Genomic DNA, 15,967 nt, shown 5'->3' on the forward strand with positions numbered 1-15,967 from the left:
CGCCCGGGCACGCCGCAACCGGCCCCGGCCCGGCGGCCGCGCCCGGGCACGCCGCCAGCGCCCCGCACGCATCCCCCTGGCCCATTTTCTGGATCGCCAGCATCGCCGTCTTCCTGGTGTCGCTGGACAGCACGATGCTGTTCGCGGCGTTCGGCGCGCTGCGCGAAGGATTCCCGACAGCCTCGGCCGCGGACATGTCCTGGGTGCTCAATGCCTACACGGTGGTCTTTGCCGCCATGCTGATCCCGTCGGGCGGACTGGCCGACACGCATGGCCGCAAGCGCATGTTCATGGGCGGGGTGCTGCTGTTTCTGGCGGCGTCGGCGGCCTGCGGGCTGGCGGCCACGGAACAGTGGCTGATCGCCGCGCGGGTGCTGCAGGCGGTGGGCGCGGCGCTCTTGACGCCGGCGTCGCTGTCGATCGTGCTGGCAGCCTTTCCGGCGTCGAAGCGGTCGGTCGCGGTCAGCCTGTGGGGCGCGGTGGGCGGATTGGCGGCGGCGGTGGGTCCCAGCCTGGGCGCGTTCGTGGTGGACGTGGCGGGTTGGCCGTGGGCGTTCTACATCAACCTGCCGCTGGGCGCGGTGTCGCTGTGGTTCGGCGCGGGGATGCTGAAGGAGTCGGTGAAACCGGACGCGCGCCGCCGGGTGGACGGCGTGGGCATGGCGCTGCTGATGGTGGGCGTGGGGGCAGTGGCCCTGGCAATCGTGCAATCGGAATCGCCGACGTGGCAGCGCAGCGAACTGGCGATCGCGGCGGCGGTGGGTGTGATGGCGCTGATCGCCTTCGTGGCCTGGGCGCGCGTGACGCCGCATCCGCTTGTGGATCTGGCCCTGTTCAAGCACCGGACCTACCGCTACGTGAACCTGGCGACGCTGAGCTTCGGCATTGCTTTTGCCATGATGTTCTTCGCGTTCTTCTTCTACATGACGGGCGTGTGGCATTACAGCCTGCCGCGCGCGGGGCTGGCGGTGACGCCGGGTCCGCTGCTCGTGATGCCGACGGCGATCATCACCGGCAGGCTGGCGGCGCGGATGGGGCATCGGCCTTTTCTGGTGGGCGGCGCGCTGGTGTACGCGGCAAGCGGGTTGTGGTTTCTGCTGGTGCCGGGCGCGGAGCCCGCCTATCTGACCGAATGGCTGCCGGGTCTGCTGCTGAGCGGCGTCGGCGTGGGCATGGTGCTGCCGTCGCTGTCGGGAGCGGCGGTGAACCGGCTGCCGGCGCAGCATTACGCGGTGGGCAGCGCGGTGAACCAGGCGACGCGCCAGGTGGGCGGCGTGCTGGGCGTGGCGATCACGGTGCTGCTGCTGGGGCACGGCGTCGCCAGTCACGCGGATTTCTCGCCGATCTACACCGCGCACGTGGGGCTGGCGCTGTTGACGGCGCTGCTGTGCCTGCCGGTGGATACCCGGCCCAGGTCCGCGTAACTCGCGATGGCGCCAGGCAGGCGCGGCCAGCGTTCCGTGACGGACGCTCCGCGCCTGCGGTTTACAGGCAGGCGTCCGGCGACACGTTCGCGGGGTCCGTGCATGCCCGCCACGTCGCGGCCGGCATGGCCGGCACCAGCACCAACCGGCGCATCGGATCGGTGTACCAGAGAATCCGCCCGGGCTCGTCCTGCATGGCCTTCCAAACCTTCTGCTGCGCGGCGGAATCAAGCGCGCATTGACCCTGGTCGCCGGTCACGCCCTCGGCCAGCACCGTCTGGCTGCCCGGATCCCACGACACCATGTCATCGTCGTCCAAAGCGATGTCTTCCTGAAGGCGCACGATGCGCCATGCATTGCCGGCCACGTCGGTCGACAACCGCGACAGCGCGTCGCGCTCGATCACGTGCAGACGGTCCCGCAGGGCCACGGGTTCCGCATACGCCCCGGGATCGTCGTGGCCATCCGGCGAAGGGAATGGAGACTGCCGCCGCACATAGCGCGCGGCGGGCCGGCCTTGTTCATCGTAGGTTTGCACCGCGACGGATTCGTTGGCGGTGGCGTCGATGACACGCAGCAGCCTGCCGGATGCCTCGCGTACGTAGCGCCGCCCGGGGGTCGCGTCTATCGCATCGTCGCAAGATCCTGCGATAAATGCCTGCAGTGCGCCGTGCGCATCGCGCCGCAGGCAGACCTGTCCGACGAGCGTGTAGGCCGCGCCCTGCGTGCGCGTGTACTCGACCACGCGCAACAGGGACCCGTCAGCGCCGTACTCGAACGCATGGCCGCCGGATACCGTCGGCGTTCCCAAAGCCCGCGGGTTCAGGTGCTGGACCCGGCAAAGCCGGCCGTCGGCGTCGAACAGCAGTTGCGCGTGGGCCGCACCCTCGCCGTTGCCCACGCGATAGGCGGTCCAGTCCACCTTGTCCATCCAGGTGCGCGGGTGCGGATCGCCGGACGCGGTCAGCCAGACCGGTTGCGGCTGCGTGGCGACGCGTTCGCCCTGGCGGCCCAGCAGGACGCGCGATTGCGTCACATCGACGGAAACGCGAACCGCCGTCAAAGCGCCGGATTCGGAGAACGCCGCGTCCGTCGGACCGCAGGCGGCCAGGGCCGGGTCGGCGTGCATGACCGAGGCCGAGGCCAACGCCGCGCCAAATGCGATGCGGCCGAGACAATCACGCATATTGCAGCGCGTCCATGAATGTCACGAGATCCCAGAATTCCTTGGATACGCCGCCCAGGCGCAGTTTTCCATCGCGTTCCTCGAACAGCAGGAACGGATACGCGTTGCGGGCGAAAACGCCCGGTGCCGGCAGCCGGTAGGGCTTGAAGACCTCGGGGTCGTTGAAGTAGCGTTCCAGGCGCCCGCCACCGTCCACATGTACGTACCGCACGCGTAGCGCAGGGTGCTGAAACGCCGGTTGCGTTTCGGGATAGATCCCGCCGTCGCCCGCCACGACGGCGTCGGACAGCGCGGCCAGGAAGACGCGCCGGATGCCCACGAAATGGATTTCGCCGGATGTACCGCCCGGCTGGGCTGCCGCCAGTTTTTCCAGCAACGCCGCGGCGCGCGAGCCGGGCACGATCGTTCCGGCAAACAGGGCGTCGATGTCCCCCGGCTGCCCACCGGCCGATGGCCGCAGCCGGCGCAGATCTTCCCGGAAATCGCTCAGCCATTGCTGGTAGCGCACGTTTTCCGCGTGGCGATCGAAGGGCTGCGCAGCGGCGATGGCGGACTGGAAAGCCATCAGCGCCGCTGCGGCGGCAAGCCATAGCGGATACGTCAGCGCGGCGTTCCAGCGAGGCCGCCAGCACGGCAACGTTACGGAAATAAGGGGTCTCATAGGCCCGCGATCATATCTGCCGAAATGATGCATTTTTGGTGCGAACCGTGACAGAATGTCAGCCACATTGCGCCAGGCTGTACCGATGAATGTCGTATTGATCAGGTTCTGACATGCCCGCTACCGGTGATGTGTCCCCAACCCCATCGCCGGTCGATGCCGCCGGCGTCGCGCAGCGCGATCCGGACGGCCCGCTGGACAAGCTGGCGCGCCTGGCCTGCCGCATGTTTGACGTGGATCTGGCCGCCATTGTATGCACCGATGCGGATGGCGTGTGGCAGGCGGCAGCCGGCCCGGCCTGCGCCGGTGCCCGAAGTTCGTGGTCCTTCGAACTTCCGGTGCGCGCCGCGGATGGCCGCCTCCTCGGCGTCTTCCGTCTCGGGAACGGGCAGGCGCGCAAATTCTCAGATGAAGACCGCAAGGCTCTGCAGGACCTCGCCAGCCTGGCGGCCACGGCCGTCGAAAAGCGCCACGCGCTGGCGTGCGAACGCGCCGACGAAGACACCTGGCGCGATGAGGCCCGCAAGCTGTCGCTGGCTATCGCGGGCAGCGGTACGGGGGTGTGGGACCGCAATGTGGTGACCGGGGAGATCACTTATTCGCCCGGCTGGAAGGCTTTGCTGGGCTATGGCGAATCCGAACTCACCACACGCATCGAGGACGCCTATACCCGCTTGCACCCGGACGACCTGGTCTATGTGCGGGCCGCGATGCAGGATCACTTCGACGGCAAGACCGACAGCTACGAAGTCGAACACCGCATCCGGTGCAAGGATGGCAGCTACAAATGGATCTGCAGCCGCGGCAAGGTGGTCAGCCGCGACGAATCGGGCAGGGCGCTGCGCATGATGGGCACCACGACCGACATCAGCGCCGTGCGCGCCATGTCCGAAAGGCTCCAGCGCACGGCGGACCTTGTCGTCAACCTGACCGACGCGGTGCCCGGTCTGGTCTTTCAATGCCGGCCGTTGCCCGAGGGCGGATCGCGTTTCTCGTACGTCAGCGCGGGCATCTGGGACATGTTCGAACTCACCGCAGACGACGTGCGGGCCAGCACGACCGCCGTCGAACAGCGGATCCATCCGGAAGACTTGCCTGTCTACCGCGCATCCCTGCAGGCCGCGGCGGCGGCGCGAACCCCCTGGCATGTGGAGTTCCGCGTGTGCCTGCCGCTGCAGGGCGTGCGCTGGCGGCAGGGCGACGCGAGTCCTAGGCGGGACGCAGACAGCGGCGTGGTCTGGCACGGCTTCGTCACCGACATCACCGACCGCAAGCGGGCCGAGCTCGAACTGCGCGAGCTGGCCGCGACCGACGCGCTGACAACCCTGCCCAACCGCCGCCATTTCATGTCGCGCATCGCCGCGGAGCTGGCGCGGATCAAGGGTCACGGCGGGCTGGGATCGGCCGTACTGATGTGCGACCTGGATCATTTCAAGCACATCAACGACACCTGGGGCCACGCCATCGGCGATGGTGTGCTGCAGCATTTTGCGAGCATGCTGCGCACGCAGTTGCGCGAGATCGACCTGGTGGGGCGCATCGGCGGAGAAGAATTCGCCGTTGTGCTGCCCGATACCGACATCGAACGCGCCCGCGTCTTTGCCCGCAACGTGCAGCGCCGCATCGCCGATACGCCCTATCTGTCGGAAGGGCGGCACATTCCGCTGACCGTCAGCATCGGGATTTCCGCCCTCCACACCAAGGACGACGACGCCGAGCTGGCGCTCAGCCGCAGCGACCGCGCGCTGTATTACGCCAAGCAGCGGGGACGCAATCGGATCGAGTCGGTGTTTTCCCGATAGAACAACCCGTCTCGCCATTTGTTCCATTGACCGTACATTAGGACACCCCTAGAGTTCCCGTCATGGGAACCTCATTACCACTTCCGAAGTACCACCAGATCTATCTCGTCCTGCGCGAGCAATTGCAGGAGGGGCGGTTCGATCAGGACGGCGTGCCCGGAGAGCATGCGCTGGCGGACCAGTTCGACGTGGCGCGCATCACCATCCGCAAGGCAATGGAGATGCTGGTCGCGGACGGGTTGGTGACGCGCCGGCCCGGCCTGGGCACCTGGCCCCTGCGCGGCGCACCCAGCGCCCACGCCGCGGCGGCCCCCAGCGCGCAACAGAAGGCGCACCTGACCGGCCTCCTGGAAAACATCGTCAACATGGGCCTGCGCACGTCCGTGCAGGTGCTGGACAGCACGCTGGTGTTTGCGCCGCCCACGGTGGCCGAGGCGCTGCACATTCCGTCCGGCACGCCCGTGCACAAGAGCCTGCGGGTGCGCAGCACCGACGCGGGGCCGCTGTCCCACATCACCACCTACGTGCCGCAGTCCGTGGCCGATTTCACGCGTGAAGACCTCGAGCGCGAGCCGCTGCTGATGCTGCTGGAAGCGGCCGGCGTGGAGTTCGGCGGCGCCACGCAGACCATTTCCGCACGCCTGGCAGATGCGCAGGTCGCGCGCCATCTGGACGTGTCGGTGGGCTCGGCCTTGCTGGCCGTCACGCGCCTGGTGCGCGATGTCGGCGACCGGCCCGTGCAATTGCTGCAGGGCCTGTACCGGCCCGATCGCTACCAATATCAGTTGCAGCTATCGCGCGTCGGCAGCATCGACGCCAAGGTCTGGGTCAGCGAAGAACTGTCGGCCCAATTCCATTGAACCCTTCGGAGATTCGCCCCATGAATTCGCGCCGCACTTTCCTCTACCAATCCGCCGCCGCCGCGGCCCTCGTGTCCGCCCCGTGGGTGGCCCGATCGCAGGGCGCCGCGCCCATCAAGGTCGGCGTGCTGCACCCGGTGACCGGCGCGCTGGCGTATTCGGGCCAGCAATGCCGCCTGGGCGCGCTGCTGGCCATCGAGGACATCAACAAGGCGGGCGGTATCAAGTCGATGGGCGGCGCGCCGCTGCAGGCGGTGCTGGGCGATGCGCAGTCGCGTCCCGAGGCGGGTTCGGCCGAAGTCGAGAAGATGAACGAGGCAGGCGTGTCGGCCATCGTGGGCGCGTATGCATCGGCGATCTGCCTGGCGACGACGCAGACGGCCGCCAAGTACAACCTGCCGCATGTGGTGGACGTGGGCGTGGCCGACCAGATCGTCGAGCGCGGCTTGAAGAACACGTTCCGCTTTGGCCCGGGGTATCGCGCCTGTAGCGAACGCGCCATCCTGGACCTGGCCGCGCTGAACGACGCCGCCGGCAAGCCGGCCAAGACCGTCATGATCGTGCACGAGGACTCGCTGTTCGGCACGGGCACGGCGGCGCTGCTGGCCAAGTCGCTGCCGCAGCACGGCTTCGAGGTCAAAGAGATCGTCAAGCACCCGAACCCCACGCGCGACTTCAACAACATCGTGCTGCGCATGCGGTCGGTGAACCCGGACATCGTGATTCCGGCCAACTACTACAACGAATACGCCTTGCTGCTGCGCGCGATGAAGCAGCAGAAGGTGCAGCCCAAGGCCATCTACTCCGTGCTGGGCGGGGCGGCATCCAGCTACAAGTTCCTGAAGGAATTCCCGGACATCGCCAACGGCATCATCGACTGCAACCACTGGTTCAACCCCAAGGACGCGCGCGTTGCGCCGCTGAAGGCTCGCGTGGAAGAGAAGGGCGCGTACTTCAGCTACGAGGTCTTCATGACCTACACCGCGATGCTGCTGCTGGCCGACGCGCTGGAACGCGCCAAGTCCGCCGACCGCGCCGCGATCATCGAGGCGCTGGCGGCCAGCACCTTCCAGGACAACCTGATGCCCTACGGCCCGACCAAGTTCGTCAACGGCCAGAACACCGGCGCGCAGCCGCTGCTCACGCAGGTGATCGGGGGCGACATCAAGGTGATCTTCCCGGCCGAATACCGCCAGGCCGACGCCGTGTTTCCGCTGAAGGCCTGACCAGACCCATGCTCGATCCCGCCATCCTCTTTTCCTCGGTGCTGAACGGCCTGACGACGGGCGCGGTCTACGCGCTCATCGCGCTGGGCCTGACCCTGATCTACGGGGTGCTGCACATCATCAACTTCGCCCACGGCGCGGCGCTCATGGTGGCGCTGTACGCCGTCTACCTGCTCAAGGACCGGCTGGGCATCGACCCCTACGCCGCCTTGCCGCTGGTGGTGGCCGGCATGTTCGTGCTGGGCTACGCCTTGCAGCGCCTCGTCATCAATCGCGCCAGCCACGGCATGGACGAGAACATCCTGCTGGTCACGCTGGGCCTGGCGATCGTGCTGGAGAACCTGGCGCTGGTCTGGTTCAAGTCCGACACGCGCAGCATCGACACGGCGTACACGCTGTCCACGGTAGAGATCGGCCCGGCCATGATTGCGCTGCCCAAGGTCATCGCGTTCTGCGGCGCGCTGGCGGTGGCGGCGGTGCTGTTCTGGATCATCCGCAGCACCGACCTGGGCCGCGCGATCCGCGCCGTCGCCCGGGAAAAGCAGGGCGCCAAGCTCATGGGCATCGACGTTGAAAAGGTCTACGCCCTGTCGTTCGGCATCGGCATGGCGTGCCTGGGCGCGGCGGCGTGTTTCCTCTTGCCCGCGTACTACGTCAATCCGCAGGTGGGCAGCGGCTTCGTGCTGGTCGCCTTCACCATCGTGGTGCTGGGCGGCATGGGCAGTTTCGTGGGGGCGCTGGTGGGCGGACTGCTGATCGGCGTGGTGGAGTCCATCGGAGGCCTGTTCCTGGGCGACTCGCTGGGCCAGATGGGCATCTTCGCGATCTTCATCGCGGTGCTGCTGTTTCGCCCGCAGGGGCTGTTCGGGGCGAGGGGCTGACGATGAAACGGGATCTTTGCGCAATCGCGCTGTTCGGGGTGGTGCTGGTGGCCGTGGCCGCGCTGTCCCAATCGGGCGTGCTGCTGACGTTCGTGATGATGTCGCTGTACGCGGCCCTGCTGTCGCAGGCCTGGAACATTCTGGGCGGGTATGGCGGTCAGTTGTCGTTCGGCCATGCGCTGTTCTTCGGTGTCGGCGCGTATGCGCAGGCGCTGGGCCAGCTCAACCTGGGCCTGAATCCGTGGCTGGTGCTGCCCGGGGCCATCGCGCTGGGCGCGCTGGTCGGCGTGGCGGTGGGCGGGCTGACGTTCCGTTACGGGCTGAAGGGCTCGTACTTCGCGCTGGTCACGCTGGCATTCGCTGAAGTCTTCCGCATTCTGGCGCTGTCGGCGTCGTTCACGGGCGGCGGCGTGGGACTGATGGTGCCGCTGCAGGAAGGCGTGGCCAACATGCAGTTCGGTTCGCGCCGCGGCTACATCTATCTGCTGCTCGCCTTCGTGCTGCTGGCGCTGCTGGTGACCGCGTGGCTGCGCCATTCGCGCTTCGGGGCCTACTTGCAGGCCGTGCGCGACAACGAGGACGCGGCGCGCGCCATCGGCGTGAACCCGCTGCGCGTGAAGCTGGGCGGCATCGCGCTGTCCGCCGCCTTCATGAGTGTCGCGGGCGCCTTCTATGTGCAGGTTTTCCAATACATCGATCCGGGCATCGCGTTCGGCTCGGCCGTGTCGGTGGAGGCGCTGGTCGGCGCCATCGTCGGGGGCATGGGCACGCTGTGGGGCCCATTGCTGGGCGCGGTGACGCTGCATGCGCTGGCCGACCTGACCCGCAACCTGTTCGGCGAGCTGCCGGGCATCAGCATGGTCATCTACGGCGTGGTGCTGATCCTCATCGTGATGTTCATGCCGCGCGGCATTACCGGCGGCGGTCAGTCGCTGGGCCGCCTGTTCAAAATGAAGGAGCGCGCCCGTGTCTGAGATCCTGCTGCAAGCGCGCAACCTCTCCATCACCTTCGGCGGCCTGAAGGCCGTGCAGGACGTCAGTCTGGACGTGCCGCAGGGTTCGCTCACCGCGCTGGTCGGCCCCAACGGCGCGGGCAAGACCACGCTGTTCGGCCTGCTGTCGGGCTTTCTGAAACCCGGTTCCGGTTCCGTGCACTTTGCCGGGCAGGACATCACGGGCCAGGCGCCGCACGAATCCGCGCGGCTTGGTCTGACCCGCACCTTCCAGATCGTGCAGCCGTTCGGCGCGCAGACGGTGCGCCAGAACATTGCCGTGGGCGCGCACCTGCGTCTGGCCGATCGCGACGAGGCGCTGGCCGCGGCCGAGGCCGTGGCCGCGCGCGTCAACCTGCAGGCCTCGCTGGACAAGCCGGCGGCCGACCTGACGGTGGCCGGACGCAAGCGCCTGGAACTGGCGCGCGCGCTGGCCACCCGGCCGCGCCTCTTGCTGCTGGACGAGGTGCTGGCGGGCCTGAATCCCAGTGAGATCGACGAGATGATTCCGGTGGTGAAGAAACTGGTGGACGATGGCGTCACCGTATTGATGATCGAACACGTGATGCGCGCCGTGATGAGCCTGGCCGAGCACGTGTGGGTGCTGGCGCAGGGCCGGTTGATCGCGGCGGGCACACCCGGCGAGGTCACACGCGATCCCAAGGTGGTCGAGGCCTATCTGGGCCACGGCGCGGCGGCCCGGTTGGCCGCGCAGGGAGCCCCGGCATGAGCGCGCTGCTGGAGGTCAAGGGCCTGCGGGCGGGCTACGGTCGCATGGAGGTGCTGCGCGGCGTGGACCTGGACGTGCAGGCGGGCGAGATCGTGGTGCTGCTGGGCAGCAACGGCGCGGGCAAATCCACGCTGAACAACACGGTATGCGGCCTGTGCCGGCCGTGGGGAGGTACGGTGCGCTTCGAAGGCCAGGATCTGACCGGCCGTCACTACCGGCAGGTGGTGCAGGCCGGCTTGATCCAGGTGCCCGAAGGCCGCCGCGTATTCCCGAACCTGAGCGTGCGCGAAAACCTGGAGCTGGGCTCCTTCACCCGGGCGCGCGAGCGCCGCGCGCAGAATCTGGACAAGGTGCTCGACATTTTCCCGCGTCTGCGGGAACGCCTGGACCAGTTGGCCGGCACGATGTCGGGCGGGGAACAGCAAATGCTGGCAATCGGCCGCGGCCTCATGGCCGAGCCGCGCCTGTTGATCCTCGACGAACCCTCGCTTGGCCTGTCGCCGCTGATGGTCGAGGAATTGTTCGGCCTCATCAAGCGGTTGCACGGCGACGGACTGGCGATTCTGCTGGTCGAGCAGAACGTGGGTCAGTCCCTGGAAACGGGACAGCGGGCCTATGTGCTGGAAAACGGCGCCGTGCGGTACAGCGGCAGCTGTCCCGACCTGCTGGCCAGCGACGACGTGCGCCGCGCCTATCTGGGGATGTAATCATGGCCCAGCCTCAAACCCTGGCCCAGAAGCTGATCGCCGCCGCCTGCGGGCGTGAGACGGTGGCCGAGGGCGAAATCGTGACCTGTGCGGTTGATCTGGCGATGTTCCACGATTCCAGCGGTCCGCGGCGCTTGAAGCCCATGCTGGAAGAGCTGGGCGCCACGCTGTGGGACCCGTCGCGGATCGTGCTGGTCATTGATCACTACGTGCCGGAATCCGATGACGAATCGCGCCGCATCGTGCGCATTGCACGCGACTGGGCCGCGGAGCAGCAACTGCCCAACGTGTATGACTCCGTCGGCATCTGCCACGTGGTGGTGCCGCAGCACGGACACATCCGGCCCGGCATGTTCTGCGTGGGCGGCGATTCGCATTCGCCCACCGGCGGCGCGTTCGGGGCCTACATGTTCGGCATCGGCAGCACCGAGATGCTGGGCGTGGCGGTCACCGGCCAGATCTGGGTCAAGGTGCCCAAGACGCTGATGATGCATTGGCGCGGCCAGCTGGCCGCCGGCGTCACGGCCAAGGACATGATGCTGCACATGATCGGCCGCTACGGCATGAACGGCGGGCGCTATCAGGCGGTGGAGTTCTGCGGCGAGGCCGTTCGCGCGCTGTCCATGCAGGAGCGCATGACGCTGTCGAACATGAGCGCGGAACTCGGTTCGCAAGTGGGGCTCATCGCGCCGGACGAGACCACCGCAGCCTGGCTGCGGGAGGCGGGCGTGACCGAGGAACTGGATCTGGCACGCTGGCAGAGCGATCGCGACGCCGATGCCGAGTGGCACGAGTTCGATGCCGCCGCGCTGGCCCCGCAGGTTGCCGCGCCGCACAGCCCGGCCAATGCGCGCGGCGTGGACACCTATAGCGACGTGCCGGTGCAGGTGGCCTACATCGGCGCATGCACCGGCGCCAAGCTGGAAGACCTGCGCGCCGCAGCCACCGTGCTGCGTGGCCGCCGGCTGGCGGACGGCATGCAGCTGATGGTGGCGCCGGCCAGCCGGCAGGACCAGGATCAGGCGGACCGCGAAGGCGTCATGCAGGTGCTGCGCGACGCGGGCGCCCAAGTGCTGGCCACGTCGTGCGGCGCCTGTGCGGGCTATGGCGGGTCCATTCCGGACGGCGCCAGCGTCATCGCCACCACGGCGCGCAATTTCAAGGGGCGCATGGGGTCTGAGACCGCGCAGGTCTACCTGGCCTCGCCGTATACGGTGGCGGCCTCGGCCGTGGCGGGGCGCGTTGCCGACCCCCGGGAGTTCCTGGCATGAACACAGACACCACGACGCATCGCGTCTGGCGCGTGGGCGCGGACATCGACACCGATGCGCTCGCGCCCGGCGCCTACATGAAATTCGGCATCGACGAAATCGCGCGCCACTGCCTGCAACGCGTCCGTCCGGACTTCGCCGGGCAGGTGCAGCCGGGCGACGTGCTGGTGGCCGGCCCCAACTTCGGCATCGGCTCGTCGCGCGAGCAGGCCGCGGCCGCCCTGGTGCGCCTGGGCGTGGCCGCCGTGATCGCGCCGTCCTTCAACGGGCTGTATTTCCGCAACGCCTTTAACGTGGGCCTCCTGCTGCTGACCTGTAGCCAGGCCGAGACCCTGGTCGAGGGTGAAGGCATCACGTTCGACCCCGTCGCCGGCCGCATCCAACGTCCCGGGGGCACGCCCGCCGAATTGCACTGCGAGATCGTGCCCGGCTTTCTGCTTGACATGGTGCAGGCCGGCGGACTGCTGAATCTGCTGAAACAGCGTCAAACCTCTTAGGAACAACATCATGCTTGACCCCGTTACCCTGGCGGTCCTGAAGGGCCGCCTGGAACAGATCGCCGACGAAATGGACGCGACGCTGTACCGCAGCGCGTTCAACCCCATCATTGCCGAGGCCCATGACGCCTGCCACGGCATGTACGACGCCGCCACCGGCGCCACGCTGATCCAGGGCAAGTCGGGCCTGCCCGTCTTCGTGGGCGCGATGGCGTTCGCGGTGAAGGCGGCTGCCAAGACTGCGGCTGAGCGCGGCGGCATGACGGACGGCGACGTGTGGCTGTTCAACGATCCGTACGAGGGCGGCACGCACGCCAACGACTTCAAGCTGGTCAAGCCGGTGTTTCGCGGCGGCAAGCTGTTCTGCTTTCTGGCGTCCGCGGCCCACTGGCACGACGTGGGCGGCGCGGTGCCCGGCAACTACAACCCGGCCGCCACCGAGTGCTGGCAGGAAGCCGTGCAGATCCCGCCCGTGCGGATCGTGCGCGCCGGCGTGCTGGACCAGGACGTGCTGGCCATCCTGAAGGCGAACACGCGTCTGCCCGACAGCCTGTGGGGCGACCTGAACGGCCAGCTGGCCGCGCTGGAACTGGGCGCGCGCCGTCTGGACGGCCTGCTCGACGAATACGGCGACGCCACGGTGCTGGAGTCCCTGGACACGCTGCGCGAACGCGCGCGCCGCCTGATGCGCGACCACATCGCCCGCCTGCCGGATGGCGAATACGCTTTTGAGGACATGCTGGACAACGACGGCGTGCGCGACGCGCCGCTGCGCATTGCGCTCAAGCTGACCATCGCCGGCGACCGGCTGGGGCTGGACTTCACCGGCACGTCGCCGGCCTGCGCGGGTCCGGTCAATATCTCGCGCGCCACGGCCATCGCGGCCTGCTACGTGGCGCTCAAGCACCTGTTCCCGGACGTGCCGGCCAACGCCGGCGTGCTGGATGCGGTGGACGTGACGCTGCCCGACGGCCTGGTGATCTCGGCCGACCGCCCGCGTCCCGTTGGCGGCTACACCGAAACCATCCTGCGCATGATCGACGTGATCTTCTGCGCCATGGCTCAGGCCGCGCCGAACCGCGCGATGGCGCAGGCCTACGGCACGATCAATGCGCTGTCGATCGCCGGCTACCGCAGCGACGCCGCCCGCAAGGGCCAGCGCTGGGTCATGTTCAGCTTCTTCGGCGGCGGGCACGGCGGGCATTCGGACGGCGACGGCCTGAGCCACGGCAACGCGCCGATCTCCACCGCCACCATTCCGCCGCTGGAAATTTTGGAAGCTGCGTATCCCGTGCGCTTCACGCAATGGGCCCTGCGGCCGGATTCGGCGGGCGACGGCGCGCACCGGGGCGGCCTGGGCACCATCTATGAAATCGAATTGCTGGAAGACAGCGCCGAAGCCTTCATCTTCGGCGAACGCGGCCGCAGCGCGCCCAAGGGCATCGCGGGCGGCGGCCAGGCCGCGCTGAACGTCTTCCGCTATCAGCAGGACGGCCAGTGGCAGTCCCCGCCCATGAGCTCGAAGATGCTGGGCATCCGGTTGCAACGCGGTGACCGCGTGCGCCTGGAAACGCCGGGCGGAGGCGGCTACGGCGAGCCCGCGCGGCGCGATGCCGCGGCGCGCGAGCACGACCGCAAGATGGGCTATGTGAGCGACATTCAGAAGGAGCAGTCGGCATGAGCGCGGCGCAAGGTTTGGTGGTGGGCGTGGACGTGGGCGGCACGTTCACGGATCTGTTCGTGCTGGACGAGGCGGGCGGCAGCGCCCGCGTGGTCAAGGTGCCGTCCACGCGCGGCGAGGAAGCGCGCGGCTTCATGAACGGCATTGCGCGGGTGGCAGACGGCGCGGGCGACATCGCGACCATCGTGCACGGCACCACCGTGGGCACCAATGCACTGCTGGAGCGCAAGGTGGCGCGCACCGGCATCATCACGACCGAAGGCTTTCGCGACGTGCTGGAAATGCGCCGGCGCGACCGTCCACAAACGTGGGGCCTGCGCGGCAACTATGAACCCGTGGTGCCGCGCGACCTGCGGCTGGAAGTGCGCGAGCGCGTGCTGGCCGATGGCGCGCTGCACACGCCCGTCGATCTGGACCAGGTCGAGGCCGCGGCGCGCGCGCTGCTGGAAGCGGGCTGCGACGCGGTCTGCGTCTTCTTCGTCAATGCCTACGCCAATCCGGTGAATGAGGCCCAGGCCGCGGCTCGCGTGCGGTCCATCTGGCCCAACGGCAACGTCACCGCCGCCACCGAGGTGCTGCCCGAGATCCGCGAATTCGAGCGCTGCTCGACGGCCGTGCTAAACGCGGCGCTGCAGCCCGTGGTGGGCAGCTACCTGACCCGGCTGGAATCGGACTTGCAGCAGCACGGCTTCGAAGGCGAGCTGCTGGTGGTGCAGAGCAATGGCGGCGTCATGTCGCGCCAGACGGCGTGCGACGTGCCCGTGCGCACCGCACTGTCGGGTCCTGCGGCCGGTGTCATCGCCTGCGCGGCCATCGCGCGCGCCGCGGGCTTTCCCAACGTGGTCACGGGCGACATGGGCGGCACCTCGTTCGACGTGTCGCTGGTGGCCGAGGGCGAGGCCTCGCTGTCGGCGCAGACCGCCATCGACTTCGGCATGGTCGTGCGCGCCCCGATGATCCAGATCGAAACCATCGGCGCGGGCGGCGGCTCGATCGCCAGCGTGGACGCCGGCGGCCTGCTGCAGGTCGGCCCGGAATCCGCGGGCAGCATTCCCGGCCCGGCCTGCTACGGTCGCGGCAACACCCGCCCCACGGTTACCGACGCCAACGTGCTGCTGGGCCGCATCGCTGCGGAACGTCCGCTGGGTGGCGGTCTCCTGGCCAAGATGGACGTCGAGCTGGCGCGCGCCGCCATTGACGAGCACGTGGCGCGCCCGCTGGGCCTGGACGTACACGCGGCGGCAGAAGCCATCCTGACCGTGGCCAACGCCAAGATGGCGGGCGCGATCCGCGTCGTCTCCATCGAACGCGGCCACGATCCGCGCAAGTTCGCCTACATGCCGTTCGGCGGCGGCGGCGCGCTGCATGTGTGCGCCATGATGAACGAGGTGGACGCCGCCCACGGCATCGTCCCGCGCTATCCGGGCGTGACCTCGGCGCTGGGCTGCGTCATGGCCGACATGCGCCACGACGGCGTGCAGACCCTGAACGTGGCGCTGAACGCGCTGGATGCGGCCGACCTGCTGGCCCGCATCGACGGGCTGGCGCACGCGTGCCAGGCGCGTCTGGATTCGGCGGGCGTGTCCTTCGAGGGCATCCGCGAAAGCATCGAACTGGACATGCTGTACGTGGGCCAGAGCCACACCGTGCGCGTGGAAGTGGGCCGGGCGGACCTCACCCACGACGGCATCGCCGCCGCGTTCGACCGCGCCTACCAGGCCGCCTTCGGCCGCAGCCTGACCGGCATTCCGGTCCGCATCCTGAATCTGCGCTATGCCCGCATCGGCCAGCGCCCCAAGTTCGATCTGGCCTTGCTGGCGCCGACCAGTACGGCCATGCCCGATGCGCTGGGCACTCAGCGGGTCTTTCACGCCGGGCAATGGCACGACGCCGTGCGCTACGCGCGCCTGGACCTGCCGGTCGGCGCCGAGGTGGCGGGACCCGCCATCCTCGAGCAGCCGGACACCACCATCTGGATCGAGCCCGGCTTCGCGGGCCGCGTCGATTCCCTGGGCAACATGCTCATCGCCCGCACCGCATCGTAGGAGC

The 15,967-nt window shown here is 68.5% G+C and carries 14 protein-coding genes; 12 read left to right on the forward strand and 2 right to left on the reverse strand.

Features of this window, described 5'->3' with window-relative positions; genetic code table 11:
• Positions 1-1,424, forward strand: a 1,424-nt coding sequence (locus HV681_RS26390; protein ID WP_254595075.1) for a DHA2 family efflux MFS transporter permease subunit, incomplete at its 5' end; no start/stop codon positions are given.
• Between the two features lie 61 nt (positions 1,425-1,485).
• Here the strand turns inward: HV681_RS26390 and HV681_RS26395 are convergent.
• Together HV681_RS26395 and HV681_RS26400 are read right to left on the reverse strand one after the other, a co-directional pair.
• Complete coding sequence (locus HV681_RS26395; RefSeq protein ID WP_175126061.1) at positions 1,486-2,610, reverse strand: hypothetical protein; 1,125 nt, start codon at positions 2,608-2,610, stop codon at positions 1,486-1,488.
• Entirely contained in the window at positions 2,603-3,271 is a 669-nt protein-coding gene (locus tag HV681_RS26400; RefSeq protein ID WP_254595076.1) for a hypothetical protein, read from the reverse strand. Before HV681_RS26400 ends, HV681_RS26395 begins: the two co-directional genes overlap by 8 nt.
• A gap of 113 nt (positions 3,272-3,384) precedes the next feature.
• On the opposite strand from HV681_RS26400, the gene HV681_RS26405 reads away from it, so the two are divergent.
• From HV681_RS26405 to HV681_RS26455, 11 genes are all read left to right on the forward strand, one after another.
• Positions 3,385-5,073, forward strand: a complete 1,689-nt coding sequence (locus tag HV681_RS26405; protein WP_175126062.1) for a sensor domain-containing diguanylate cyclase — start codon at positions 3,385-3,387, stop codon at positions 5,071-5,073.
• Between the two features lie 62 nt (positions 5,074-5,135).
• The gene (locus HV681_RS26410) at positions 5,136-5,933 is read left to right on the forward strand and encodes a GntR family transcriptional regulator (RefSeq protein WP_175126063.1); all 798 of its coding nucleotides are present in this window, start codon (positions 5,136-5,138) and stop codon (positions 5,931-5,933) included.
• A gap of 20 nt (positions 5,934-5,953) precedes the next feature.
• The gene (locus HV681_RS26415; protein WP_175126064.1) at positions 5,954-7,159 is read left to right on the forward strand and encodes an ABC transporter substrate-binding protein; all 1,206 of its coding nucleotides are present in this window, start codon (positions 5,954-5,956) and stop codon (positions 7,157-7,159) included.
• 8 nt (positions 7,160-7,167) lie between these two features.
• Entirely contained in the window at positions 7,168-8,040 is an 873-nt protein-coding gene (locus HV681_RS26420) for a branched-chain amino acid ABC transporter permease (RefSeq protein WP_175126065.1), read from the forward strand.
• A gap of 2 nt (positions 8,041-8,042) precedes the next feature.
• Positions 8,043-9,014, forward strand: coding sequence for a branched-chain amino acid ABC transporter permease (locus tag HV681_RS26425; protein ID WP_175126066.1), 972 nt, complete (start codon positions 8,043-8,045; stop codon positions 9,012-9,014).
• On the forward strand, positions 9,007-9,762 hold the full coding sequence (locus tag HV681_RS26430) for an ABC transporter ATP-binding protein (protein ID WP_056570099.1): 756 nt from the start codon (positions 9,007-9,009) through the stop codon (positions 9,760-9,762). The genes HV681_RS26425 and HV681_RS26430 overlap by 8 nt, the downstream gene beginning before the upstream one ends.
• Complete coding sequence (locus tag HV681_RS26435; protein WP_175126067.1) at positions 9,759-10,469, forward strand: ABC transporter ATP-binding protein; 711 nt, start codon at positions 9,759-9,761, stop codon at positions 10,467-10,469. The genes HV681_RS26430 and HV681_RS26435 overlap by 4 nt, the downstream gene beginning before the upstream one ends.
• 2 nt (positions 10,470-10,471) lie before the next feature.
• Complete coding sequence (locus tag HV681_RS26440) at positions 10,472-11,740, forward strand: 3-isopropylmalate dehydratase large subunit (RefSeq protein WP_175126068.1); 1,269 nt, start codon at positions 10,472-10,474, stop codon at positions 11,738-11,740.
• Positions 11,737-12,237 carry a LeuD/DmdB family oxidoreductase small subunit gene (locus HV681_RS26445; RefSeq protein WP_175126069.1) on the forward strand — a complete coding sequence of 167 codons (501 nt, stop codon included), beginning with the start codon at positions 11,737-11,739 and terminating at the stop codon, positions 12,235-12,237. The genes HV681_RS26440 and HV681_RS26445 overlap by 4 nt, the downstream gene beginning before the upstream one ends.
• Positions 12,238-12,247: 10 nt before the next feature.
• The gene (locus HV681_RS26450) at positions 12,248-13,918 is read left to right on the forward strand and encodes a hydantoinase B/oxoprolinase family protein (protein ID WP_175126070.1); all 1,671 of its coding nucleotides are present in this window, start codon (positions 12,248-12,250) and stop codon (positions 13,916-13,918) included.
• Positions 13,915-15,963, forward strand: a complete 2,049-nt coding sequence (locus tag HV681_RS26455) for a hydantoinase/oxoprolinase family protein (RefSeq protein ID WP_175126071.1) — start codon at positions 13,915-13,917, stop codon at positions 15,961-15,963. Before HV681_RS26450 ends, HV681_RS26455 begins: the two co-directional genes overlap by 4 nt.
• The last annotated feature ends 4 nt before the right edge of the window (positions 15,964-15,967 follow it).

The organism is Achromobacter animicus, from assembly GCF_902859585.1.
GTDB classification, from domain to species: domain Bacteria; phylum Pseudomonadota; class Gammaproteobacteria; order Burkholderiales; family Burkholderiaceae_B; genus Achromobacter; species Achromobacter animicus.

What these genes read in the sequence shown, in the direction of transcription:
- HV681_RS26420 (WP_175126065.1), top strand. Translation starts at nt 7,168, where the DNA reads ATGCTCGATCCCGCCATCCTCTTTTCCTCGGTGCTGAACGGCCTGACG.
- HV681_RS26415 (WP_175126064.1), top strand. Translation starts at nt 5,954, where the DNA reads ATGAATTCGCGCCGCACTTTCCTCTACCAATCCGCCGCCGCCGCGGCC.
- HV681_RS26455 (WP_175126071.1), top strand. Translation starts at nt 13,915, where the DNA reads ATGAGCGCGGCGCAAGGTTTGGTGGTGGGCGTGGACGTGGGCGGCACG.
- HV681_RS26405 (WP_175126062.1), top strand. Translation starts at nt 3,385, where the DNA reads ATGCCCGCTACCGGTGATGTGTCCCCAACCCCATCGCCGGTCGATGCC.
- HV681_RS26425 (WP_175126066.1), top strand. Translation starts at nt 8,043, where the DNA reads ATGAAACGGGATCTTTGCGCAATCGCGCTGTTCGGGGTGGTGCTGGTG.
- HV681_RS26400 (WP_254595076.1), bottom strand. Translation starts at nt 3,271, where the DNA reads ATGAGACCCCTTATTTCCGTAACGTTGCCGTGCTGGCGGCCTCGCTGG.
- HV681_RS26410 (WP_175126063.1), top strand. Translation starts at nt 5,136, where the DNA reads ATGGGAACCTCATTACCACTTCCGAAGTACCACCAGATCTATCTCGTC.
- HV681_RS26450 (WP_175126070.1), top strand. Translation starts at nt 12,248, where the DNA reads ATGCTTGACCCCGTTACCCTGGCGGTCCTGAAGGGCCGCCTGGAACAG.
- HV681_RS26440 (WP_175126068.1), top strand. Translation starts at nt 10,472, where the DNA reads ATGGCCCAGCCTCAAACCCTGGCCCAGAAGCTGATCGCCGCCGCCTGC.
- HV681_RS26395 (WP_175126061.1), bottom strand. Translation starts at nt 2,610, where the DNA reads ATGCGTGATTGTCTCGGCCGCATCGCATTTGGCGCGGCGTTGGCCTCG.
- HV681_RS26445 (WP_175126069.1), top strand. Translation starts at nt 11,737, where the DNA reads ATGAACACAGACACCACGACGCATCGCGTCTGGCGCGTGGGCGCGGAC.
- HV681_RS26435 (WP_175126067.1), top strand. Translation starts at nt 9,759, where the DNA reads ATGAGCGCGCTGCTGGAGGTCAAGGGCCTGCGGGCGGGCTACGGTCGC.